This is a genomic window from Streptomyces sp. NPDC007164, from assembly GCF_040634135.1.
Taxonomy (GTDB): domain Bacteria; phylum Actinomycetota; class Actinomycetes; order Streptomycetales; family Streptomycetaceae; genus Streptomyces; species Streptomyces sanglieri.
In genome coordinates this window covers 1-22,053 of sequence record NZ_JBEYFB010000075.1, presented here as the reverse complement: position 1 = coordinate 22,053, position 22,053 = coordinate 1, and the positions used below count along the sequence as shown (strand labels likewise).

The window sequence follows — 22,053 nt, the reverse complement described above, 5'->3', positions numbered from 1 at the left end:
CCTGCCGGTCAGGCACCCACGGCCGCCCCGCCACCAGCCTCGGCGCCGCAACCGGCAACAACGACTCGATCAGCAACCACAGTTCCTCCGAAACGATCCACGGCCAAGAGTTCCTCTCCGCCACGAACCGACCAACGAGCAACCAAGCCGACCGTCACACCATCAACGACTTCTGTTAGGACCTTTTAGCGGCCGAGGGCCTGTCGCACAGTCAGGTTGTGGTACTTCCGCAGCCGGTACAGTTCCCAGCACGACAACACCGTCACCGACACCGGAGCGCCGAGCAGAAAAACAATCCGGGCAAGGACGGGAACCTCGGCGTTCTCGTTGTTGATCACGTCCAGGGCGGCCATCACCCACACCAGCAAGGTGGCGAGGATCGGCGGCAGCACCTCGTGGATGTCGGCGGTGCGGAACACATGCATGAGGCAGAGCGCGATCCCGTACAGGGCGAAGCCCAGCGACCACGCGCAGAGGGTGATGAGGACGACCATGCCAGGGGTCCCGATGGCGTCACGGAAGCCGGCGGTCTCCGGATCGGGTGCGACGGCGAGGGGGAACGTGGCCATGGAACCCATCAGAGCCGCCACCGACCCGAAGCACTTCAGGGACCGACGCAGGTAGAGCCCGCGCAGCACACCCTGCGCGGCGAACGCGAACAGGGCGATCACGAACGGGAAGGCGCACACAAGGACGAGTGTGCTGATCCAGCTCTGGTCGAACTTGTCGCCCGCGACGGTCTCGACGCCCTCGGCTGTGTCGACCGGCTTGTACGACATGACCAGCACGAGCCAGGCGGCGATGCCGAGCCCGGTTCGCCACAGCTGGATCTTGCGCACCGTCAGGTCCTCGACGGCGCCCGGACGCGAGGGGCGGAAGGCCCGCTGGGCGGCGTAGAACGGGTTGTAGACGCACTTGAGCATCCGCTGCCTGCGCGTCAGCGGCGGCCGGGGCGGGCGCGGGAACGGCCGCTGCGGGCCACCGCCGTGCGGCTGCGGCGGGTACGGGCCCCAGCCCTGCGGATGTCCCGGGTACCCCTGCGGCGGCACGGGCGCGGGCTGCGGCGGGTAGGGCCCCACGGCGGGACCGCCGGGGTACAGGTGCTGTCCGGCCCCGGGGTAGGGCTGATGGCCGGGACCTGGGCTCGGCTGTCCACCGGAGCCGGGTCCGCCCGTCGGACCCCAGTAACCATTGCCGTCCGTACTCATGCCGTGCACCCCCGGGGTTTCGGTCTGTGCCGTGCGCGGCTCGACCCGCCCGCTCAGCGTGCGGCGTGATCCTACCCATCGCAGAGGCCGAGAAGTGCACGTTCCGGGACCGGACCGGGGACCTGAGGCGCGACAGGGAGCGGGCAGCGTTCCTCCGGCAGACCTGATCACCCTGCCGCCCTCCACACAGCCGTAACGACAGGGCAGCGGGACAAGCGGGGTCAGAAGGTCCCAGGTGCTGTCTCATTCGCGGGCGATCCGCTGGTCAGTCCAGGTCGATGCCGGCCAGGGCGACCGCGAGCGCGATGTGTGGGACGGCGTTCGGGCAGAGCTCCGCCGCCGTGCTCGGATCGGACGCGGTGCGGGCCTCCTGCCGCGCCAGCAGACCGGTCAGCACCGCGGAGTCGACCGCCTCGTCGAGGACCTCGTCCGCGGCGAGTTCACCGCCGGCCACCAGCTCGCGCAGCAAGGCGGCTGCCTCCTGCGGATCGTGCCGCTGCCGCGCGGCGACCTCGTCGCCGTCGCTCACCAGGTCCATCGCGGCGGACTGCTCCACCGTCGGAAGCGGCACGCCGTGCTCACCAGACGCGCCGGGCTGCTCCGCGAGCTCCTGGGCCTCCGCCACGGCGCACCGCGCGGCGTCCGTCCGCCGGGCCTCCTCCCGCTCCCACGCCACGACGGTCGGCCACCGGGCATCGTCCTCGGCGCGAGCCCGGTCCAGCAGGGTGGCGGCAGCGAGGCTGACCTGGATGCATGGCAAAAGGCTTACGTCCACGGTCTCCTGGCCGGGCGGGGCCGCGGCAACCGGCTCGTACACCGCGCCCGCCGCTTCGGCACAGGCGCCGATCAGCGTGGTCAGGGCGGCGATCAAGCGCGCGTGGCGGCGACGGCGGGCGGGCAGTTCCAGACAGTCCGGTGTCACGGTCGCCGCCGCACTATGGCTGGTCTACCGCTCCTGCTTCCGAAGCGCGAGCAGTGCGCTACACAGCGCCCCTGCTCGTTTTGAGGCAACTTCCCGAAGAACCACAGGGAGTTCATTCGTCACTCACGGTGCTCGGATCACGGAACCTGAGCCAGAGCCCCTTGAAGTGAACGGAGCCACCCACCAAGGCGACCAGGCCTCGAATACGTGACTCCTCAGCCTTCAGCTACGCCTGAATCCACAAGTGGTCCAGGCACGCGATGCCCGGTGCGCCGACGGCCTGCGGCCGGGTCGTGAGCGCGGGGCACGCCCGTGAGAGGTCCAGGCCCGGCACCTGGTAGCGGACCGTCATCTGCCGCGGGTACCACCAGGAGAGAAAGTTGGCGGTGAGGGCGACCGGCGCTTCGAGGAAACCGATGAAGCCGGTGCTGGTCGCGCGGGCCACAAGATCGTCGGCAGACCGCCGTGCCTCGAAGAACACCCGGTCCGCGAGGTCGCCGACCCGGTCCGCGCCTTCCTGCAGCGTGGCACCCGCCTCACGGGCGAAAGCCTGGACCCAGTTGTACTTCGAGCCGGAAGCCAGGTCGCTGTACCCGGAATGCAGCTCGTTGTGCGCGGCCAGGGCGACCACGAGGAGCGACACGATGCGCAGGGCCTCGGGATGCTGGGCCTGCACGACGGTGACAGAAGGAAACAGCGGAAGGATCAAGGAGGCCGCGAGGAATCCGCCCATCGTCTCCAACCGGATCGCGATGGCCTCCTCCAGGCCGAGCTCGCAGTTCCCGGCCTGGAGACCCTCCACCCGTGCCTCGGCCCCAAGCCAGGGGAGGACCGACTCCACCGTCAGGCGGCGTTTGTCGTTCCCCTCGTCCGCCGGCAGTCTGCGCAGCGCCCGGAGGAACGCCCTCGGCAGGGGGCCGGAGATCAGATTCTCCGTGGCCGGGTCGGCCACGCGCGCGGTCGCCGTCTCCGGGCCAGTCGTCGGGGGTCACCGCCGGTGAGCCCATGGTGGAGGCTCGGTCTGTCCGTGTCGCCGGTCTGCGGGTTGTCCGCCAGGCCGATGATGGCGGATACCGGGCCGACGGCCACCAGGGCGTCGACGTCTGCTGTCGGGACACAGCAGGCGACCATCTCGGCCACGTCCTGGTTCTCGTACGTCGCCCGGTACTCGGGCTTGTCGAGTACGCGGTCGGCGACGAGAAGTTCACTCAGACGCTGCTTGATCCGATCGGTCTCGGGGTGATGCCCGGGAACCTCGGGGCAGTACGGAGGCGGAATGCGGTAGGGCAGGGCAGGCGGTTCTTCCGTCATCGGACTCGCTCCTTGCTCGTCGGCCATCCCCCTCCGGCCAACGACCGCAGCCGCAGGAAGGGTGCGAGTTCCACCCATCCACCCAGCCCGGACTGGCGTGGACGGCGGCTGAGCACTGTGACGGTTTGCGCGTCGTGGAGGACCACACGAAGCCAGCCGTTGTCGATACTGAGGCGCTGGATGGCCGCGAGAGCGGGGTCCAGCTGCTGGGTGAGGTCGCGCTTGTCCCCGCGCAGCCGGGCGTTCTCGGTCAACGCGGGCCGGCGTTCTGGACTCGGCCCGCGCTGTCATGGGACAGCGCGCTGCCAGCCCGGAGACCTTCTACGGGACAGCGCAGGGACCCGCAGGGTCAGGCACCCGCCGCGCGCGGGGAGACTTCGCGGGAGTTCGTGTTCCAGTCCCGGGGGAGCCGGGTGATCAGATGACGCGGGGGACGGTCTCATTGCGCTTGGTGGACCAGTTGGTGACGATGGGCTTGTCCACGGTGGCCATGTCGGGGAGTTCGAGCTCGGAGGGGTTGGGGTCGTCCTCGGTGGTGGCGATGATGACGTTCCCGAACTCAGTGCCGCCTTCGCCGTCAGTGGTCTTGGGGTTGATACCGGCGTACGCGACGGCGGAGCCGGAGAGCTTGATGGGGTCTTCGCCGCCCTGCCCGACGGGGGAGGCTACGCCGTCGGCGTTGGAACCGAAGGAGACGCTGGGGGTGTTGACGTCCAGGTAGCAGGTGATGCCGGACTTGGCCTTGGCGGTGACGAGGTAGTAGCTGACGGGCTGGGCCTCCCAGGTGACCGTGAAGTCCAGGTCGTTGGTTCCGCAGGACTGCCCGTAGCCGCTGCTCTTCCCGCCGTCGCCGGAGTCGGTCTTGACGGTGGAGCTGCCGGAGTTGGAACCGCGGGAGCTGGAGCCACCGGTGGAGGAGCTGTCGCTCCCGCCGCTGCCGGCGGAGGCGACGGCGGAGGGGGCCGTGGAGCTGCCTGCGTCCGCGGCGTCCTCGGGGTCGCAGGCGGTGGTGGCGGCGAGGGCCGTCACGGCCGCGGCGGCCAGGACGAGACGGGCAGAACGGGCGGCGAGACGCGAGCGCATCGTGAACTCCAGCGGGTGTCGGTTTCGGTGTTTCCTGCTGACACCGACGACACTAGGGCCGAGTCGATCCTGGAATGATCCCGCGAATGTCCAGGTTCTGTCTCAGCTATTCGGTTCCATGAAACGGCGTCGGATCTCACAAACCCCAGCTCAAGAAGCCTGAACCTGACCAGGCGTCAAGGCGCTGACCGGCGCCGGAAATCAGGGGACAGCGCCGCGATCGCCGCCGCCACCAGGATGACCGGCACCCCGGAGAAGGACGCTTCCACGCGCGCCGTCGCATCCGCGCGGCCAGGCCAGCGGGTCCTGCGGGCCGACGGGATCGGCCGCCGGCTCTCCCTGGCAGGACTGCTGCGCGGCTTCCATCGCACCCACCATGAGATCGAACTGGATGTTGTGACGTTGCCCGTCCGTCGCGCACCACCACGGCGCCCCCAGCGGGGAGCGCACCGTCTTCGTTCCCGGCCGGGGCGCAGGGTGGAGGGACGTCGCCCTGCCGGTCCCACTTCTCCTGATCGCCGGGCTGCTGCACGTGGTCGGCCCGGCCACCCTCCCCGTACCGCCCGGCCTCGGTGATCAAGTACGCCCCCCTCGGCCTGCTCGCCCTCGGTCCAGCCGGTGATGGCGAGCAGCTGTCCGTCGAGCGCACCGCGCTCCGCTTCGACACGAGTACCCGGGCTTTCAGCGGCCGCCGTTACGATGCTCGGCCGCCAAAAAACCGGACCGTACTCTGGCTCACACCGTGGTCACCGGCAGCACTCGAAGCCTTGCAGAAATCGAACAGTTCATGACTTCAGGCAGCACGGGCCCCTGCCGAGAGTTCAGCAGGGGCCCACGGTGCAGAGAGCTGCGGGGGCCGGGACCTGTCCTCGATGAGCGGCATTCCGGCCGGCATCAGCTACCGTCTGCTGCCGGTCTGACAGCCCGGCCTCACTTCAGATGTCGGGTGAAGAACTGGGCCGCGGCGTCCCCCGCGAACTGCGGGACGCCGGTGTGCCCGCCGAGATGGGCGTGCAGGGACTTCTCCTTGGAGCTGAAGGCGTCGAACAGGTCCAGGGCCGCCTGCCGGTCGTTCCCTTCATCGTCCCACTGCAGCAGGACGTGCAGTGGAATGGTGACCTGCCGGGCCTCCTCGAACATGGCGCGAGGCACGAAACTCCCGGCGAACAGAACGGCGGCCGAAATGCGCGGCTCGACCAACGCCAGCCGGATGCCGATGGAGATCACTCCCCCCGAGTACCCGACCGGGCCGCCGATCTCGGGCAGTGAAAGGAGTGCGTCCAGGGCGGTCTGCCATTCCGGGACGGCCTTTTCGACCAACGGGAGGATGAGGGCGTCGACGGTCTCGTCGCTGACCGGCTCGCCGGCCTCCATCGCCCGGCGCAGGTCGGCGCGGGCCTGCTCGGCGGCGGGCCAACGGGGCCGGTCGCCGCTTCCGGGGAGCTCGATGGTGGCCGTGGCAAAGCCATCCGCCGCGGAGTGCCGTGCCCGGGCCACCAGCCGGGGATACATCTTGCGCAGCCCGAGGGGAGGGTGGCCGAGCAGAATCATCGGCGCCGGTGCGGATGCGGATGCCGACGCGGGTGTCCACAGGATTCCGGAGATCTCACCGAGGGTGAATTCGCGTTCGAGGACGCCGTCGTCGAGGCGCTGCTCGGAAGTGAAATGCATGGTCTTGCCTTTCGGGAGTGCATTGGAACGGCGCTCCCGGACGAACTGTCTATCGCCCGACCGTGACCCCGGAGGGGAGCACCCATGTCGATACTGCGTTCACGGGTACCACCTCCTCGATCTCTCGCACGGCCTCCGGAAATATAGCAGTGGTCGCCCTCGTCCGCCCAACGGGTTTTTGCGGAGTCTCCGTGGCCGGATCCCACGGAGAAGCTACGCAGAGCTACTTGGGATGTCGTCGCGACTTCCCGAGTGGTGGCTCTGCGACGGCGGGGTGCACTGGCGCTGTCGTTTCTCATGAACATCGAACACGACGCACCGCCGACGCCTCCCGAACTCATGCAACAGGTGCTGTCGGTTCTCGGTTCTGGCACACATTCCGTGAGAACGGTGGACGAGTCTCTTCTGACCGGCAGACTGGAGCGATGCGGATGGAGAGCGTCGTCAGGATTCAGGCAGTCCGGCTCGCCGTGTCGGTTGGTGCAATCGTCGTCGCTCCGGTTCTGCTGGTGGCTGGGGCTCCGTTGCGTCACCGCATGTTGCGTAGCTACCACCGCGAGGACGGTCCGGGCCTTGTGAGCAAAGAGGACGGTTGGGTGAGCCCGGGGTACTTCGTAGTCACCAACATGGTTGTTCGAGCCCTCTGCCGGCCGTCTGAGTATGTACTCCAACGTTGTTTTCCTGCCTGAGCAGGCCATCACCGGGCAGCGGTGAGAAGTACCCGTAAGGGTCCAGCTGGCTGGGCTGTGGTTGCCGTCGGCCCCCGAGCAACTCCTCAGGGGTTGCCGCGCGGGCGGATCGACGGACCGTGTTCCCACCCATGTGTAACTCGCGGGCGATCTCCCGGATGCCGTGGCCCTGGTTGAGGAGCGCGTGGACGATGGCGTGACGTTCACGGACATGGGTTTAAATCGGCGACATCTCCTTTGCCGACGGCAGTTCAATGTCCGGCAGGTCACCCGGATCGGAGCAGGGTGGCTGCAGGCATCTGTTGTGCCGACGCGCGCATTGTTCCACCGCGGTGCCGAGGTTCTGCCACAGGTGCAAGCGGTCAGCAACCCGGACTGCCTGCGGGGCCCCGACGCGGCGCCTTCGGCGTAGGAGCCGGCGCGATCTCGGCAGACCACCTCGATCCCGGATGCTCACGCAGCCATGTGGCCAGGGTCTCGGCACCCCGTCCTGGCAGCAAGCCGAGTGGTTTGACGGGCTCGCAGTCGATGAGCACGGTCCGGTCCCGTAGTGCTGCCCGCGGTGGGTGGCCAGATCATCGACCCCCAGCACCTTTGGCACTTCCCAGGAGGGACCAGGAAGCGCCATCAGCAGCCGCAGCAGCAGCGTCCGGCTGACCGCACTGTGCAGCCACCACGGCCGGGCTCCCGCCGACCGGCGAGTGCGACGGCCACGGCCACGGCCACGGCCTCCAGGGTCCGGCGCAAGGCAGGCGTCCGTCTTCCGTACCTGAACGTCAGTCCCGCGACCTGCTCGACGAACGTACGACGCTCACACCGGGCGTTGTCGCAGTACAACCGCCACACGGTCAACTCGATCCGCACCGGCTGGTCACCGACCGGAGTATCGGCCAGCCCACGCTGGTAGCAGCTGCGCACGCGATTCGACGGACACTCACAGTCGGGGCACGGCCCAGTGCCATCGAGGGTTCTCGCAACGATGTGCACCACACCGCACTCTGGGAACACCCGCTCCACCAGAACCGCGCTGAAGTGCGGAAACAACACTGCTGTGAGGTCATCACACCGCACCGCGGTCCCAGATGACGCGACGTCACCGTGGGAGGATCCCGCTGATCGTTCTCACGGAGTGTGCCAGAAACCCACTACCGGTGAATAGAGCCGACGGCCGGGTGGTCCTGGTGATCACTTCCTGAATCTCATGTTGTGGGATGGGGCAGGAGAGCAGTGGCAAGTTCGCGCCACTCGTGCTCGGGCAGAGAGGTGGTGTCGGTGGTGAGGACTTGCAGGCAGACGTGGTCGGCTCCTGCGTCGAGGTGCTCCTGAACGCGTCGGCGGATTACTTCCACTTCCCCGTAGGCAACGATCGCGTCCACGAGTCGACGGCTCGGTCCTCCGACGATGTCCTCGTCGTTGAAGCCGAGTCGTCGAACGTTCGCTTCCTGATGCGGTGCCGAGAGATAGCCGGCGACGTGTGCCGTGGCCACCTGGCGGGCGCGGCTCAGGTCAGTGTCGAGCACCACTGCCTGCTCCACAGCGAGGAAGGCGTTCGGTCCCATGATCTGGCGGGCCTGTTCAGTGTGCTTGGTGGACACGAAGTAGGGGTGCGCGCCCCAGGTGTGCTCGGCGGCCAGCTGAAGCATCTTCGGGCCGAGGGCGGCCAGTACGCGGCGCGGAGCCGGGTCCGCAATGGGGCCGTGGGCGGGTACTGCGTCCATGGCCCGCAGGTAGGCGCGCATGGTGGTCACCGCTCTGCCGCGGGCCGGTACGGGATAGCCGTCCAGTTCACGGATGGTGTCGTCGACCCGATGTCCGCCTAGGCCGAGTACGTAGCGTCCGGGGAACGCCTCGCCCAGCGTACGTGTCGCGGTGGCGGTGGCGATCGGGTCCCGGAACGCGATGTTGGCGATGCCGGAGGCGACGACGATGCGGCGTGTCGCCGACAGCAACAGCCATGCCTGGCCCACCGTGTCGCGGCCGAACGCCTCCCCGAACCAGATGGCCCCGTAACCCAACTCCTCGATCTCCGCGGCCGATTCCCGTACCCGCCCGACAGGCTGGCCCTCGTAGGCGAACGTCCAGATCCCGACTCGTCCCGGTTGGATCTGCCCGCTGTCCTTCATCCGTGCTCCTCACGCCATGCGTTCCGGAGAGGTTCTCCGGTTGGTGGGCGCTACTATACGGAGAGGCGCTCCGCTTAACTACCCCGAACTCGACCGAAAGACGGGACGATGACGAGCACACACGGGCACGTCCCCACGCGACGGCCTCGGCGTACCGATGCGCGACTCAACCGGGAACGTCTCATCGCCACAGCGCAGGAAGTATTCGCTGAAGCCGGGCCGGAGGCCTCCCTCAACGAGGTCGCCCGCCGAGCCGGCGTCGGCCCGGGGACCTTGTACCGTCACTTCCCGAGCCGCTCCGCCCTGCTGACCGCGGTTCTCAGGGACCGGATCGAGACGCTGTGCGAGCTGGCCGGGGCGCTGTCCTCCTCGGAATCCGCCGATGCCGCGCTGGCGAAATGGCTGCGCGCGTTCCTCGTCCATGCCAGGGTCAACCAGGGGCTGGGGGGCGCGTTGATGGTCGAAGAAGAGCCTGTCGCGCTGGGGCTCGACTGTCATCGGCTGATCCTGGACACGGCAGCCGATCTTCTTGCCCAGGCCCAGCGGCGGGGAACGGCGCGCGCCGACCTGACCGCCGACGACCTGGTCCAACTCGTCGTCGGGATTGCGCTGTCCACAGCTCGCAGCCACGACGCGGAACAGCCCGACCGGCTGCTCACTCTGGTGCTTGATGCCACGTACGAGACACCGCTTCAGAGCGAGTGATCGCAGCGATGGCCTCTGCACCCTGGCAGGCACTCCCCGCTCGCGTCGGCACCGCAGGCAGCACCCGCGTAAGCCTCCTGATGCCCGGCCGGCGCTGACGTCGCCGGCCCGCTCGCCGCGTCGCAGCCGATCAGGCGAAGACCATCAGCGGTTGGTGCCGGGACTCGGGGTAGCGCCGGCGGCGCCGGTCCGGGGCGCAGCCCGGCGGCCTCCCCGGCCAGCCTCGGGACTACTGCGGGAATCTGAACCAGCCGGGCGACGCCGACGCCGACACCGGCACCGGCACCGGCACCGGCACCCGGCGTCGCACTCCCCCGCAGCGCCTGCCAAGAACCGCCGGACACACTCCACACGCCCAGATGCCTCCTGAAGACCAGGACGGCAAAGGAGATGCGGCGAACACGACACCGGCCGACACGGCTTCACGTCACTGCAATACCCGGGGAGCTGTCACCATGATCGACCGATCCAACTCCTCTTGAGCAGCGCGAATACACCTGCACGTCAGTGACATACAACGCCGAACATTGCAGTGACACTACGGCCGGACATCACACCGCGAACTCTTCGTCGCGGAACATCGGCCCCAGCCCGTCCCGGCCCCGGATCGCCAGACTCCCTTTCGGGAACGCAACCCGCACAACCCGCACCGTCTTCGCCGGAATCTCGCCCGGCCCACTCGGCCGTATCGACACCCGCGCCACGCCCATACGACAACGTCGGCCTTCAAGACCACAACCAGGTCTTGAAGGCCGACGTCACGCGCCGGACCGAATTGACCGACAGCGTCCCGGGGATGGCACGGGCCCCGGTGTGAAGGGCAGCAGCCCAGGTCGTTCTGTCACAGACCGCAGACTGCGCCTTCCCTGTCGACGGGCCCAGCTGCAGCCCCGGGACCCGCGACGGGGGTTGACCACGACCGTCCCGGCCTGCCCGCAGGCACCCCCGGCCAGGCAAGCGCTCCGCTCACGACGAGAACGCGGCGGCCAGGTCGCCCGCCGCTACGCCACAGGCCGGCAGCCCGGTGACGGCACTCAGAATCCCGGCGGACGGCGGAACCCCCCGATCACCTCCGCGAGGCGCCGCACGAACTGGACCGCTGTGCGGTCGTGCAGGTAGGGCGCGATCACCTGGATGCCGACCGGAAGCCCGTCCCGGGTCGTCCCGACAGGCGCCACCGCCGCGGGCAGATGGTTGACCGCCGACGGCGCCATCCACGTGAGCATGTCGCGATAGGGCCGGTCGGCGCCGTCGACCCGCAGTGTTCGGACCGACCAGCCGGGATCGGGCTGTTGGTCGTGGGGGAAGGCGGCCGTAGGGCTCACCGGGCACAGGAGCACGTCGACGTCGCGGAAGAACTCGGCCCAGCGACGGCGGGAGTGCTGCCGACGCTCGTCGAGCGCGTGCCAGTCACGGAAGCGGATCGTCAGGTCCGACGCGAACCCGCCGGCGGTACCTTCCGCCACAGCGAGCTCCGTAAGCCCGGCATACGACTCGTCCGGCTCGACCAGCCCGCTCTGTGCCATCAGCAACGGCTGGTAGAGGGCCATCGTCTCTTCGAGCCCGACCGGCCCCCCGCCCTCGACCACGACGGCGCCCTCGGCCCGCACCGCCTCCAGAGTGGCCTGCATGATCGCGGCCAGCTCGCTGTCGACGGGGCAGAACGGGTCGTCGAGCCACGCCGCGACCCGGAACTCCCGCAGGGTGCTCGACCTCGCGGCGGGCAGCTCCAGCCGCCACGCCGGAGCGCGCTCGTGGTCTGCCCCCGCGAGGACGTCGAGACCCAGGTCGAGGTCGTCGGCGTGCCTGCCGAGCGGGCCGAGAACCGCCATGTCGAAATCCGCCAGCGTCCCAGGGGCATGTCCCGAGACGCTCCCGTACCTCGGCACGATCCCGAACGACGGGCGCAGCCCGTACACGCCGCAGAAGTGGGCAGGCACCCGGATCGAGCCTGCCGTGTCGCCGCCGAGCTCCAGGCCGGTCAGCCCCGCGGCGACTGCCGCGGCGGACCCGCCGGACGAACCGCCGGGTCCACGGGTCGGGTCCCACGGATTGTTCGTGGTTCCGTAGACCTCGTTGTAGGTCTGCCAGTCCCGGGCGTCGGCCGGCAGGTTGGACTTGCCGAACACGATCGCTCCCGCGTTCTTGAGCCGCGCGACCGACTCGGCGTCGCTCGTCGAGACATGCTCTCCCCAGCGGGCCGAACCCCCGGTGGTCCGCATGCCCGCAACCTCAAGGCTGTCCTTGATCGTCACGGGGACGCCGTGCAGGCGGCCGAGCGGCTCGCCGCGGGAGACCGCGCGGTCGGCCGCCAGTGCCGCGGCTCTCGCGCCCTCCTCGTCCCGGGCGACGATGGCGTTCACCTTCGGATCGAGCCGCTCCACCCGGGCGAGGTAGTGGTCGAGCAACTCGATGCTCGACACCTCCTTCGCCGCGACTGCGGCAGCGAGCCGGCCTGCGGAGCGAAATGCTAGATCGGTCATGCAATCTCCAGAAAAGGCCAGACCCGCGGCGGCCACATCGCTATGGCCGACGCAAAATCCCAGTTCAGGGCGGGTCTAAGCCGACCTTAGCGGGCGTGGGGGGCCATGTCGGGGTGTGGCCTTTCTCACTTTCGGTTTCTGGCGCACATTCCGTGATCACCAGGTACTGCCACGGTGACGTACCGTCATCCGGGACCGTGGCGCGGTGTGATGGCCTCGTAGGAATGCTGCTTCCGCACTTCGACGCAGCTCTGGTGGAGCGGGTGTCCACGGATGCGGTGCGGTGCACATCGTGGCGAGAACCGTCGATGGCAATGCTTCGTGCCCGGACCGCGAGATTCCGTCGGGTCGTGTGCACAGCTGCTACGAGCACCGGCCGACCGATACCCCGGCAGGCGACCAGCCGGACGTGATCGAGCCGACCATGCGGCGGCTGCACCGCGACAACGCCCGGCGCGATCAGGGCACAGAGAATCGCCCCTTGACGAGGAGCGATTCGGCCCTGTCGGCCGGGACCCTACGTTGTCCGTGTTGTCCGTGTTGTGCCAGTGGTGCGGACGGTCCCGACCGGGCTCAAACACATCCGGAAGGTTTGCAGAGCGGTCCCTCGGCACTCCGGGCGTGGCTCCGGCCAACGGAATTCCTTCGCCGAGGGCCGCGCCTCTTTCGCGGAACCATGGGTCTGGTCTCAAGGGGGCCGGGGTTGCCAGTGGGGGCCGTTGCCCCCGAGCGAAGAGGATTTGCAGAGTCTCACCCGATGGCTTCGCCACCGAAGCCGACCGTGAGGGAGCAGCAGGATCAGGTGGCCTTGTAGGCGACGTACCCCCACTGCTCGGTGTCTGGGCCGGGGGTGTCGTACTGGTCGGGGAACCAGCGGTTGATCGGCCCGATGCCGGGCGGCGGGATGGTGAGGCCCTTTGCCATCGCGGCCATGGCCTCGGCCGAGCTCGCCACGTAGGGGATGGTCCCGGAGGCGGCGTAGGACTCGTTCGCGGCGTCGACCTGTGGTGAGGCCAGGGTCGTGCACAGGACCAGGCAGCTGCCCGGCACGAGGCGGGCCATGTACCTCTGGACCAGGGCGGCGGCCTCGGCGGGGTCGGTGACATGGCCGATGACAGCCATCAGCATCAGCGCGACCGGACGGTCCAGGTCCAGTGTCCGAGCGGCGTGGGCGAGCACCTTGTCCGGGTCTGTCAGGTCGGCGTCCACGTAGTCGGTGGCACCCTCGCGCGTGCTGGTGAGCAGGGCGCGGGCGTGCGCGAGGACGATCGGGTCGTGGTCGACGTAGACGATCCGGGCGTCGGGTGCGACGCGCTGCGCGACCTCGTGGGTGTTGTCGGCGGTCGGCAGGCCGGTGCCGATGTCGAGGAACTGCCGGTAGCCCTCCTCGCCTGCCAGGTGCTGGACTGTCCGTCCGAGGAAGGCGCGGGTGGCGAGGGCCAGGTCGACCGCGCCGGGGTACTCGCGCTTGATCTGCTCGCCGAGCTCCTGGTCCGCGGTGAAGTTGTCCTTGCCGCCCAGGAGGTAGTTCCAGAACCGTGCGGAGTGCGGTTTCTCGGGCTGGAGGTCCAGGTCCTGTGTGCCGTCGGTCATGAGAGGGCGTCCTTTCCGATCCGGATGCGGTTCGTCGGGGGCGGAGCGAGAGCCGCGGTTGCGTCCATCGCGGCGAGGTAGGCGAGGACCGCTCCTTTGTCCTCCGTGACCGTCGCGGCCTCCTGGTGAAGGCCGCGCACGATCAGCCGGTCGGCGAGCTGCTGATGTGTGTATCGCAGGATGTCTGCGGATCCGCTCAGCAGCAGCGGGTGCTGTCCGGCCGCTGTGGGGACCACCTGCAGGGTCACCGCACCGCGGTCCACGGCGAAGCGGTCCAGGTGGGCAAGCTGCTCGGCCATCACATCCCGGTCCCCGATCACCCTCTCCAGCACAACGCCCTCGATCAGGGCCCACAGGCGCACGGGCCGGTCCGTGCGACGGACGGTGTGCTGCTGCCGTTCTTCCAGGAGCCGCAGCCGCCGGCCGATCTCCTCCGCACCGGCGCGGGGGTGCCGCAGTTCCAGGAGCGCACGGGCGTAGCCGGGGGTCTGGAGCAGTTCGGGGACCACACCGGGAGCGTAGGTACGGATCAGGCTGGCCGCTGACTCCAGGTCGATCACCCCGGCCAGGTGGTCGGGGAGTATGTCACGGTACGGATGCCACCAGCCCGGCCGCCGCGCCTCGTCCAGCGAGGCCAGGACCGTCTCCGTCTCGGTGTCCGGCGTCCCGTACAGATGCAGCAGGTGGCTCACCGTTGCGCGGCGTGGTGCGGTTCTGGCGAGCTCCAGACGGCTGAGCGTCATCTCGTGCACGCCGAGCGCGGCCGCGGCAGCCTCCAGGGTGAATCCCGCGGCTTCACGGCGGGCGCGCAGCTCGGAGGCGAACAGGCGTAGGGCCACGGTGGGGCCGGAGCGGGGCCGTGACACAGGCGGGGGATCCCTTCTCGTCGACGGTGCCGGACTCCACGATCCGGCAATATTCGCTTACTCGCACTCTGCAGGGTTGCAGAGTGTTGGGTTACCTCCGATAGTGGATTAGGCCACACGGCCGAAAAACTTCCCCGGCCGTCCCCCGCAGGAGTGGAGGCCTCACATGTACATCTGCATGCCGGCAGACCACGAATCGATCCGCCACACCCAGCGCGTCGTAGCCGCCGAACTCCGGCTACGGCACTGCCCCCCTGAACAGATCGCCGACACCCAGCGCGCCGTGGCCGACCTCCTCGGTCCGCTCTGCCAGGCGGCAGACGTCCGCCAGTACGGACTCACCATCCAGGAGTCCCCCACCGCCCCGGGCGCGGTCCGCGTGAGCGTGAACACGGACGGCACGAACGTGCAGCGCGAGATCCGCATCCCCATCCCCCGCCCCCGTCCCCCCACCGACGACAGCTGTGAAGGTGTGAACGTGACGTAGAGCCGTCATGGGCTGTGACCGAGATACGCGGCAAAGGGGCAACGGGGCAACGGGGCAACGGGATGATCTTGAAGCCCTGAGCGCCCGGCCCGTCACCCGTTCAGCGCGGTGTCGTTGGTAGCGATGTTGCACTAGCGCGGTGAACTTCCACAATGCCCTGGACATCGCGGAGATCGTCCGTCAGCTGCTGGAGGAGGGCTGGGAAATCGACCCGGAGGACCTGGCGCACATCTCGCCGTACCTGACCGAGCACATCAACCGGTTCGGCGAGTACAGCACTCACGAGCTCGGCATCCAGCCCGAGGCGTACGACCCGACGCTCGACGTCGACTTCGCCCCACTTCGCGAGCAGGACCTGACCGCCGCCGGCCTCGACCATGCCGCCTGAACCATGAGGTGCCCAGCTGGTGACGCCCTTCGGGGGGCCGGGCCGGTATACGCCAGAATCCTGCCGCCAGGGGCAGCCTCCAACACCGTGGTCCGGGCAGGTGATCCGACAGCGCTGCCGTGGGAACGGGGTTTTTGACGGTTCTTGTGAGCGATCGCCGCATTTCAGAGGGACATCCGCGCTGTTCTGCCAGCGGTGAACCCCGGCCCGACCGGGCTCGACGATCACTAAAGTCCAGTCTCATGACGACGATTACAACGCGCACGGTCGAGTACCCGGCCGACGGTCTGACGATGATCGGGCACCTCGCACTCCCGGCCGGCGTCGACCGCCGGCCCGCGGTGCTGCTCGGGCCAGAGGGGACGGGGCTCAGCGACGTCGAGCGCCGCCGGGCCGATGCTCTCGCCGAGCTGGGATACGTAGCGCTGGCCTTCGACCTTCACGGCGGGCGCTATTTGAGTGACCCCGAGGAGATGCTGGCCCGTTGCATGCCGCTGCTCGCCAACCCCGACCGGATGCGGGGCATCGGTCATGCGGCGCTCGACGTGTTGCGCGCCGAACCGCGGACCGACCCCGACCGGATCGCCGCCATCGGCTACGGCACCGGGGGCGCCGTCGGGCTGGAACTCGGGCGCGACGGCGTCAACCTGCGCGCGATCGGGACAGTCAACGCGCTGACCACGGGCCGACCGGGCGAGGCGGCGCGCATTCGCTGCCCGGTGTGGGCCGGGGTCGGATCCGAAGACCCGATCATGCCGCCCGCGCAACGGGGCGCGTTCACCGCAGAGATGCAGGCCGCGGGCGTCGACTGGCGCCTCGTGGTCTACGGCGGCGCCTTGCACGCCTTCCACCACCCGTCGGTCGACCACACCGTGCGTCCCGGCGTCGGCTACCACCCACGGCACGCGCAGCGAGCCTGGCGCGACGTCGTCGACCTGCTCTCCGAGTGCCTGCCCGTGACGGAGGATCTGGTCAGTCCAAGCTCGGCCACCCGCTGAACAGCGCTTACCAGTCACTGCGGCACATTTCTGGCGTCTTCCGGTCCCGTCCCTTCCTTCAACGCCGCAGGACGCCGACGACGCGCTCTCTGCCCAAGATCGGGGCCTCCACGCAACCTTCAGGGTAACGAGGGGGTGCCGACCCACTTGGCGGAGCTCGGGAACGTCGCAAGCGCGCAGATGAGTCGCCGCCATGATCAGTTCAATGACGGAAGGCGTCCTCGGTTACGCCGACGGGCCGGTCATCGGTGTTTCATAGGTGGTCGCTCATGAAACACCAGGCCGGGCAATCGTCCACCTGCGGCCCCGCTTCCCCCTCGTGCCCCAACTCGCGAGCTGGAGACCGCCGTGAAGCTCGCCGGGAAGATCCGCTCCTCCGGTGTCGCCGTCACCCTCGTCGTGCACGAGCACAAGCGGCTCGGCTGCGGCATCGAACTCGCCATGCTCGCCGAGGAGCTCAAGGCGGGCGACGTCGGCCTGGAGTTCCTCACCGGGGAACTGAAGGGCTCACAAGACCCGCCCGGCATAGTGATCACCGTGCTCGCGGCCATGTCCGGCGTGGAGCGCGAGTACATCCGCTACCGCACCCTCGAAGGACACGAGTCCGCGCGGAAGCGCGGCAAGACCATCGGCGGCGCCGGGGTCACCGACGACGGCATGCTGTCCATGGCGCTGCACCTGCGCGACCAGGAGATGAGCCTGAGCGACATCGCCAAGCGCCTCGTCATCACCTCCGGCGCGAAGAAGGGGCAGCACCCCTCGCCCGCCACCGTCATGAGGATGCTGCGCGAGCACGACGAGCAGACGACCCAAACGCTCAAGATCCTGCCGTTGCCCCTTTGACGTGTATCTCGGTCACACTCCGTCATAGGCGAGAGCAGAGACCTCGTACGACGACCGGACGTCCGCTGCCCGACCGGAAGCCGCATGGAAGCGTCCCAGAACGCTTCCAGGACACTCGGGCCCTGGCCCACGAGCTCACGGAGGCCACCGGGTGACCTTCGGGTCCGTGGCCTCGACAGCGCTCCTGCCACACGTCCGGGCGGCATATGGATCGCATACAACACCAAAGATCAGCTCTCCGGGCCTGTCCGCTTCCCTGTAGTCCACCAGCACTCCGAGCCAGGGCAGCGGAGCCCGGAGCGGGGTCCCGATGCTGTTCGGCCCAAACGGATCGGACGTCCCCGGTCGACATGCACAGGCGGGTCCTCATAGCCGAACGTGAGCGGATCCGTGAGAGAGGAAGGTACCCGTGCGCATCGCTCGTCGGGCATCACAGCAGCGCCGCTCCGACAGCGGCCGCCGCCACTCCGAGGAGTAGCGCCACGACACTGAGGGCGATGTCGATCGGGCGGGAACGGTGTTCTGCCGCGAGGTCCGAGGTGAAGACGGCCGGGTCGTCGGGCGTGTAGTGGATCGTGACGTCCCGGCCGTAGGAGTTCGCCGGGTCGAGCAGTTCGTCGGCACAGTAGGCGGTGACGGTGGTGCCCTGGTGGGTGGTGAAGGTGATGACCGGCGTGTGGCTGGTGTAGGTGTCGCCGTCGGCGTCGCTGCTGGTGTCCGTGAGCACGGCGATGACGCGCCCCTGAACAGGGGGTTGGGAGGTCAGCGCGTCGATACGGCGGTTCGCCGCGCGTGTGTTCTGGGGCACGTACCACACACCGGACACGGTCCAGGGTACGCCGAAGCCGATCAAGGCCCACGGCCAGCTCCAGTCGATCGCGGCGAACACCACCAGCCCGACGTAGATCAGGAAGACCGCGAAGTTCGGCCACCCGAGCCCGTGCCGGCCTGCCCGGAGGTCACCGACGAAGCGGTAGGCGTGTGGTCTCCCGCGCGGATAACGGACACCGATCTCCCGGCCCGCCCAGGCCGCCGTGATCCTCTCCCCGTGGTCGCTGTCGTTCGTCACGGTGAACTCCTGCCCGGTGGACGGGTCCTGGAAGGAGACGACCACGGGTATCCCGTCGCGCTGCGAGCTTCCGTGCCTGGGCTCGCGCACCCGCTCGACCCGTCCCATGACCCGGACCGCCCGCTGGGCCGGGGTCGTCCCGGTCAGCGACCGGGCGTACCCGACCAGCGCGACGGTGCCGAATGCTCCGCACCACAGCGCCAGATATCCCTGCAGGCCCATGTGTCTTCCTTTCCTTCAGCGGGGCGCGGCTGACGCGGCGTCCGTCAGTGCGCCGGGGTGCGCCGCACCACCTTGCCCCGCACGTCCGCCTCCAGCGAGGCCGTTTCCTCGGCACCCACCACTCCGACCCTGATGGTGAGGGAGCCGGTGAGGCGTTCGACGGTGAGCTGCCAGGTGTGCGGGGAACCGACGCCCAGGCTGCTTCTCGCCTCTTCGACCAGGGCGGGGAGGCGGTCGTACGGCAGGGACTCCGGGTCGAACGTCGGGGCCTGCGAGCCGGTGGGCGCGTACACGACCGACAGCAGCCGATCCTGTACGACGACGGTGAGCGCCGCGCGCGCGTCCGTTCCCCCGGTGAGCGAGCCGACGGCCTTACGCAGCTCGCCCTTGTCGAGGAACGACTGGTCCGGGCCGAGGGTGACCGTGCCGGAGGCCGTCGACACCACCGTGGTCGACGAAGAGGCGGAGACCGACGGCTTGTCGGAGGCGCCCTCGTCGAACAGGTCGGCGCGGAACAGCAGGACCACACCGGCCGCGGCGAGCAGCAGGGCGAGCAGCGTGACATAGCCGACGACACAGCCCCCGGAGGGCTCACTCACCCATACCGGCCCCGGCGCCGAGTCGAGGCGAGCGCCGGCCACCCGCTCCTCCCACTCCGGTGTCGGCCGCTTCACGATCCTCACCCGCCACGGACAGTCCGGCGGGTACTGGACCACCACGACGCCGCCCGGCCGGTAGTCGGGCAAATCCGCGAGGTTGATGTCTTGCGTGAACGCGACGCGGTACGCCGTTGCGTCGTCCGGCGCGACCGTCAGATCGAACCGTACCGCCACGTCGCTCGTCGGCTCACCCTCGACGGCTTCCAGACTCTCGACCGCCGCGAGCGCCGTACGTGGCACGACCGCCGCCTCCCTGGCACGCCTCGGCACACCGGCGAGGAAGAAGAGCAGTCCGTAGACCGCGGGCAGACCCAGGCCCGTGACGAACAGCGGCACGCTCTCGATGATGCCGCCGACGACGAGGGCGGCCAGCGACGCCCCGATCACACCACCCGTCAGGAATCCCTGGGCGAGAGCGACGGGCGTGTTGTGCATGGGCGGCGCAGCGACAGTGCTGATCGTCATGCGGGTGATTGTGTCGGACTTGGGTGACGGCCGGTAGCTCTCCAGGCATCTGCCTTCGGTTCCGCCATGGACGACCCCGCGCGGGGGAATGGGCGGGCCCGCACCAAGTGCACGCCGGCGGGTTCGGCTCTTCTGAAGTGAAGGTCTCGGATCAGGCGGTCAGCCTGAATTCGGCTGGCCGGGGCCGAGGCAGGACCGCATCCAAGTCGCTTGATTCCGGCCTCATTTGAGGCCCGAGCGGGCCAGGCCCCGCCGAAGCAAGCAGCTCAAACGGGCCTTCCTCCCTTCCGCGTTCGCTGTCCTGGGCGACCCGGCATCGCGGGCCTACTACGAAAAGGAGATCGCCCAGGGCAAGCACCACACCCAGGCCCTGCTCCGACTCGCCCGACGAAGGGCCGACGTGCTCTTCGCAATGCTCCGCGACGGAACCTTCTACGAACCACGGCCTGCCGTGGCGACTTGAGACCTCCTTGTCATCCGGACAAGTGCGTGATCAGCTCCGGAGTCGGGGGCCGAGGATTCCGAGCACGTGAGAGATGCATCCAGCGCCGGCTCGTCGGCGAGGCAACACCGTGGGGTATCAAGCTGATCGGCGGCCCGTTCAACGGGCGAACCAGGACCGCTCGACTGGATCAGTACGGACGTCAATCAGCCCGTCTCCGTCCTCGCTGCGGCTGGGGACAGAGCCCCTGGAACCATGCCGCCCGGCACATCTGCACCCCCGTCCACACCCCTGAAACACCCGTAGGCCGGCGCTACGACTACGCCGAGGCCGACAACAGCCACGGGCGACTGACACTCCCACCGAGGCCCCGGTACGGCATGACCAAAGAGATAGGGGCACCCGCCGCAGGCTCCCACCGAGCGGGCAAAAATGGACACTTTGCACTCATACCCCCATCAAGGCTGAGGGCACAATGCGCGATCGGGCCCGCACCGCATCACCGAATCGAACACCCGTCTGGCGAAAGTCGTGTGACGGCCCGCTGCTTCAGGTTTACTCGCGTCATGAACGATCGGACACCCTCAGCACACAACACCGGTCTGCTGACCGGCAGGACCGTGATGATCACCGGAGCGTCGAGCGGCATAGGCGAGGCCGCAGCGCGGCTCTTCGCCTCCGAAGGCGCGGCCGTCGTCCTCATGGCCCGCCGCGAAGACCGGCTCAAGGACCTCACCCACGTGATCGAGAAGTCCGGCGGACAAGCAGCCTGCAGCGTCGGCGACGTGACGCGGGCCGACGACGTCGAGCGCGCCGTCGCGACGGCCATCGAACGCTTCGGCCGCCTCGACGGCGCCTTCAACAATGCCGGCTACGCCGGCTCCACCTTCGGCCGAACGCATGAACTGCCGGAAGAGGATTTCGACCGCGTCATGGATGTCAACGTACGCGGGACATGGAACTGTCTGCGCCGTCAGATCCCCGTCATGCTGGAGGCCGGGCGTGGGTCGATCGTCAACACCGCCAGTTCGGCGGGCCTCATCGCCACCGGCGCACCATCCCCCTACGTCGCCGCGAAGCACGCTGTCCTGGGCCTGACGAAGGCCACGGCCGCCGAATACGGAGCGCACGGCATCCGCGTCAACTCCCTGATCGTGGGAACCACCCGGACGGAAATGATCAACGCGGCGGTGACGGCCAACCCGGCTTTGGAGGAGGCGTTCGTCGCGCGCCAGATCCAAAAGCGGATGGCCGAGCCGCAAGAGGTGGCGGAAGCGGCCCTGTGGCTGCTGAGCGACCGCTCCTCATTCGCCACCGGCAGCCATGTGGCGGTGGACGGCGGCATTCTGGCCATCTGAGCGGCAAGGGGCTCGGGGCGGCCGACGCCACCGGGCCCCGGCCTGTCGGGTCATGGCTCGTGATCCCATGCCGCCTCCCTAACCACCAATGACGCCGGCCCCATCCGGATCCCGCTTCTGCGCTGTCTCGGAGCCGGCACAGTGGGAGCGGCCCGTCGCGGTCGATGCGGTCCATGCGGTCGATGCGGTCGATGCGGTCGAGAGGACGGTGCGGGTCTGCTGGTCGGGGTACTCAGGGCGGCGCCGGGTGGCTCGGCGGCGAAAGGCCCGCCAGCAGCCCATTCGCGTCCTAGCCGATCTGTTCACGGGTTTCGCCGGTCTGCGCGGCCCCGAGCAGACCGGGCCAGGACGGCGTCACGCAGGCGCTCCTAGCCTCGCGCTTTCGCCAAGCAGGCCGTCCGAGGGTTGATCGCAAACGCGAGAAGTGCTCCTGACCTGCAACGATAGGGCTTGTCGAGAGTCCTGTTG

General features: G+C 68.9%; 19 protein-coding genes and 2 pseudogenes. 8 read left to right on the top strand and 13 right to left on the bottom strand.

Annotated elements, in window-relative coordinates; all coding sequences use genetic code 11:
* Positions 1-185 precede the first annotated feature (185 nt).
* The 6 genes from ABZ622_RS39225 to ABZ622_RS39200 form a co-directional block, all read right to left on the bottom strand.
* Entirely contained in the window at positions 186-1,208 is a 1,023-nt protein-coding gene (locus ABZ622_RS39225) for a hypothetical protein (RefSeq protein WP_360551729.1), read from the bottom strand.
* A 265-nt stretch (positions 1,209-1,473) separates the two neighbouring features.
* Positions 1,474-2,130: a hypothetical protein gene (locus ABZ622_RS39220; RefSeq protein ID WP_360551727.1), complete on the bottom strand. Its 657-nt coding sequence runs from the start codon at positions 2,128-2,130 to the stop codon at positions 1,474-1,476.
* A 226-nt stretch (positions 2,131-2,356) separates the two neighbouring features.
* On the bottom strand, positions 2,357-3,082 hold the full coding sequence (locus tag ABZ622_RS39215; protein WP_360551725.1) for a terpene synthase family protein: 726 nt from the start codon (positions 3,080-3,082) through the stop codon (positions 2,357-2,359).
* Entirely contained in the window at positions 3,055-3,441 is a 387-nt protein-coding gene (locus ABZ622_RS39210) for a hypothetical protein (protein WP_360551723.1), read from the bottom strand. The genes ABZ622_RS39215 and ABZ622_RS39210 overlap by 28 nt, the downstream gene beginning before the upstream one ends.
* Complete coding sequence (locus tag ABZ622_RS39205) at positions 3,438-3,695, bottom strand: hypothetical protein (protein ID WP_360551721.1); 258 nt, start codon at positions 3,693-3,695, stop codon at positions 3,438-3,440. Before ABZ622_RS39205 ends, ABZ622_RS39210 begins: the two co-directional genes overlap by 4 nt.
* A gap of 163 nt (positions 3,696-3,858) precedes the next feature.
* On the bottom strand, positions 3,859-4,524 hold the full coding sequence (locus ABZ622_RS39200) for a DUF4232 domain-containing protein (protein ID WP_360551719.1): 666 nt from the start codon (positions 4,522-4,524) through the stop codon (positions 3,859-3,861).
* A 261-nt stretch (positions 4,525-4,785) separates the two neighbouring features.
* On the opposite strand from ABZ622_RS39200, the pseudogene ABZ622_RS39195 reads away from it, so the two are divergent.
* Positions 4,786-4,929: pseudogene (locus ABZ622_RS39195) on the top strand (LysR family transcriptional regulator); the annotation flags it as partial.
* 525 nt (positions 4,930-5,454) lie between these two features.
* Here the strand turns inward: ABZ622_RS39195 and ABZ622_RS39190 are convergent.
* Positions 5,455-6,195, bottom strand: coding sequence for an alpha/beta hydrolase (locus ABZ622_RS39190; protein ID WP_360551717.1), 741 nt, complete (start codon positions 6,193-6,195; stop codon positions 5,455-5,457).
* A gap of 1,888 nt (positions 6,196-8,083) precedes the next feature.
* Positions 8,084-9,007, bottom strand: coding sequence for a TIGR03620 family F420-dependent LLM class oxidoreductase (locus ABZ622_RS39185; RefSeq protein WP_360551715.1), 924 nt, complete (start codon positions 9,005-9,007; stop codon positions 8,084-8,086).
* A gap of 108 nt (positions 9,008-9,115) precedes the next feature.
* Here ABZ622_RS39185 and ABZ622_RS39180 point away from each other — a divergent pair, with 108 nt between their 5' ends.
* Positions 9,116-9,712: a helix-turn-helix domain-containing protein gene (locus tag ABZ622_RS39180; protein WP_360551713.1), complete on the top strand. Its 597-nt coding sequence runs from the start codon at positions 9,116-9,118 to the stop codon at positions 9,710-9,712.
* 1,034 nt (positions 9,713-10,746) lie between these two features.
* Here the strand turns inward: ABZ622_RS39180 and ABZ622_RS39175 are convergent.
* The 3 genes from ABZ622_RS39175 to ABZ622_RS39165 form a co-directional block, all read right to left on the bottom strand.
* Positions 10,747-12,195: an amidase gene (locus ABZ622_RS39175; RefSeq protein ID WP_360551711.1), complete on the bottom strand. Its 1,449-nt coding sequence runs from the start codon at positions 12,193-12,195 to the stop codon at positions 10,747-10,749.
* A gap of 798 nt (positions 12,196-12,993) precedes the next feature.
* On the bottom strand, positions 12,994-13,788 hold the full coding sequence (locus ABZ622_RS39170) for an SAM-dependent methyltransferase (RefSeq protein WP_360551709.1): 795 nt from the start codon (positions 13,786-13,788) through the stop codon (positions 12,994-12,996).
* Positions 13,785-14,654: a helix-turn-helix transcriptional regulator gene (locus tag ABZ622_RS39165; RefSeq protein ID WP_360551707.1), complete on the bottom strand. Its 870-nt coding sequence runs from the start codon at positions 14,652-14,654 to the stop codon at positions 13,785-13,787. Before ABZ622_RS39165 ends, ABZ622_RS39170 begins: the two co-directional genes overlap by 4 nt.
* Positions 14,655-14,832: 178 nt before the next feature.
* Here ABZ622_RS39165 and ABZ622_RS39160 point away from each other — a divergent pair, with 178 nt between their 5' ends.
* The 4 genes from ABZ622_RS39160 to ABZ622_RS39145 all read left to right on the top strand — a co-directional run bounded on the left by ABZ622_RS39160 (position 14,833) and on the right by ABZ622_RS39145 (position 17,370).
* Positions 14,833-15,141 carry a hypothetical protein gene (locus ABZ622_RS39160; protein ID WP_360551705.1) on the top strand — a complete coding sequence of 103 codons (309 nt, stop codon included), beginning with the start codon at positions 14,833-14,835 and terminating at the stop codon, positions 15,139-15,141.
* Positions 15,142-15,280: 139 nt separating this feature from the next.
* On the top strand, positions 15,281-15,529 hold the full coding sequence (locus tag ABZ622_RS39155) for a Tn3 family transposase (protein ID WP_360551703.1): 249 nt from the start codon (positions 15,281-15,283) through the stop codon (positions 15,527-15,529).
* A gap of 242 nt (positions 15,530-15,771) precedes the next feature.
* Positions 15,772-16,527, top strand: a complete 756-nt coding sequence (locus ABZ622_RS39150; protein WP_360551701.1) for a dienelactone hydrolase family protein — start codon at positions 15,772-15,774, stop codon at positions 16,525-16,527.
* 348 nt (positions 16,528-16,875) lie between these two features.
* Positions 16,876-17,370, top strand: coding sequence for a recombinase family protein (locus ABZ622_RS39145; protein ID WP_360551699.1), 495 nt, complete (start codon positions 16,876-16,878; stop codon positions 17,368-17,370).
* A 430-nt stretch (positions 17,371-17,800) separates the two neighbouring features.
* Here the strand turns inward: ABZ622_RS39145 and ABZ622_RS39140 are convergent, their stop codons facing one another.
* Together ABZ622_RS39140 and ABZ622_RS39135 are read right to left on the bottom strand one after the other, a co-directional pair.
* Complete coding sequence (locus tag ABZ622_RS39140) at positions 17,801-18,661, bottom strand: DUF3592 domain-containing protein (protein ID WP_360551697.1); 861 nt, start codon at positions 18,659-18,661, stop codon at positions 17,801-17,803.
* A gap of 44 nt (positions 18,662-18,705) precedes the next feature.
* On the bottom strand, positions 18,706-19,785 hold the full coding sequence (locus ABZ622_RS39135; RefSeq protein ID WP_360551695.1) for a hypothetical protein: 1,080 nt from the start codon (positions 19,783-19,785) through the stop codon (positions 18,706-18,708).
* A gap of 256 nt (positions 19,786-20,041) precedes the next feature.
* Between ABZ622_RS39135 and ABZ622_RS39130 the strand changes: the two are divergent.
* Together ABZ622_RS39130 and ABZ622_RS39125 are read left to right on the top strand one after the other, a co-directional pair.
* Positions 20,042-20,248 (top strand): annotated as a pseudogene (locus ABZ622_RS39130) (IS110 family transposase); the annotation flags it as partial.
* Positions 20,249-20,793: 545 nt separating this feature from the next.
* Positions 20,794-21,585, top strand: a complete 792-nt coding sequence (locus tag ABZ622_RS39125) for an SDR family oxidoreductase (RefSeq protein ID WP_360551693.1) — start codon at positions 20,794-20,796, stop codon at positions 21,583-21,585.
* Positions 21,586-22,053: the final 468 nt, after the last annotated feature.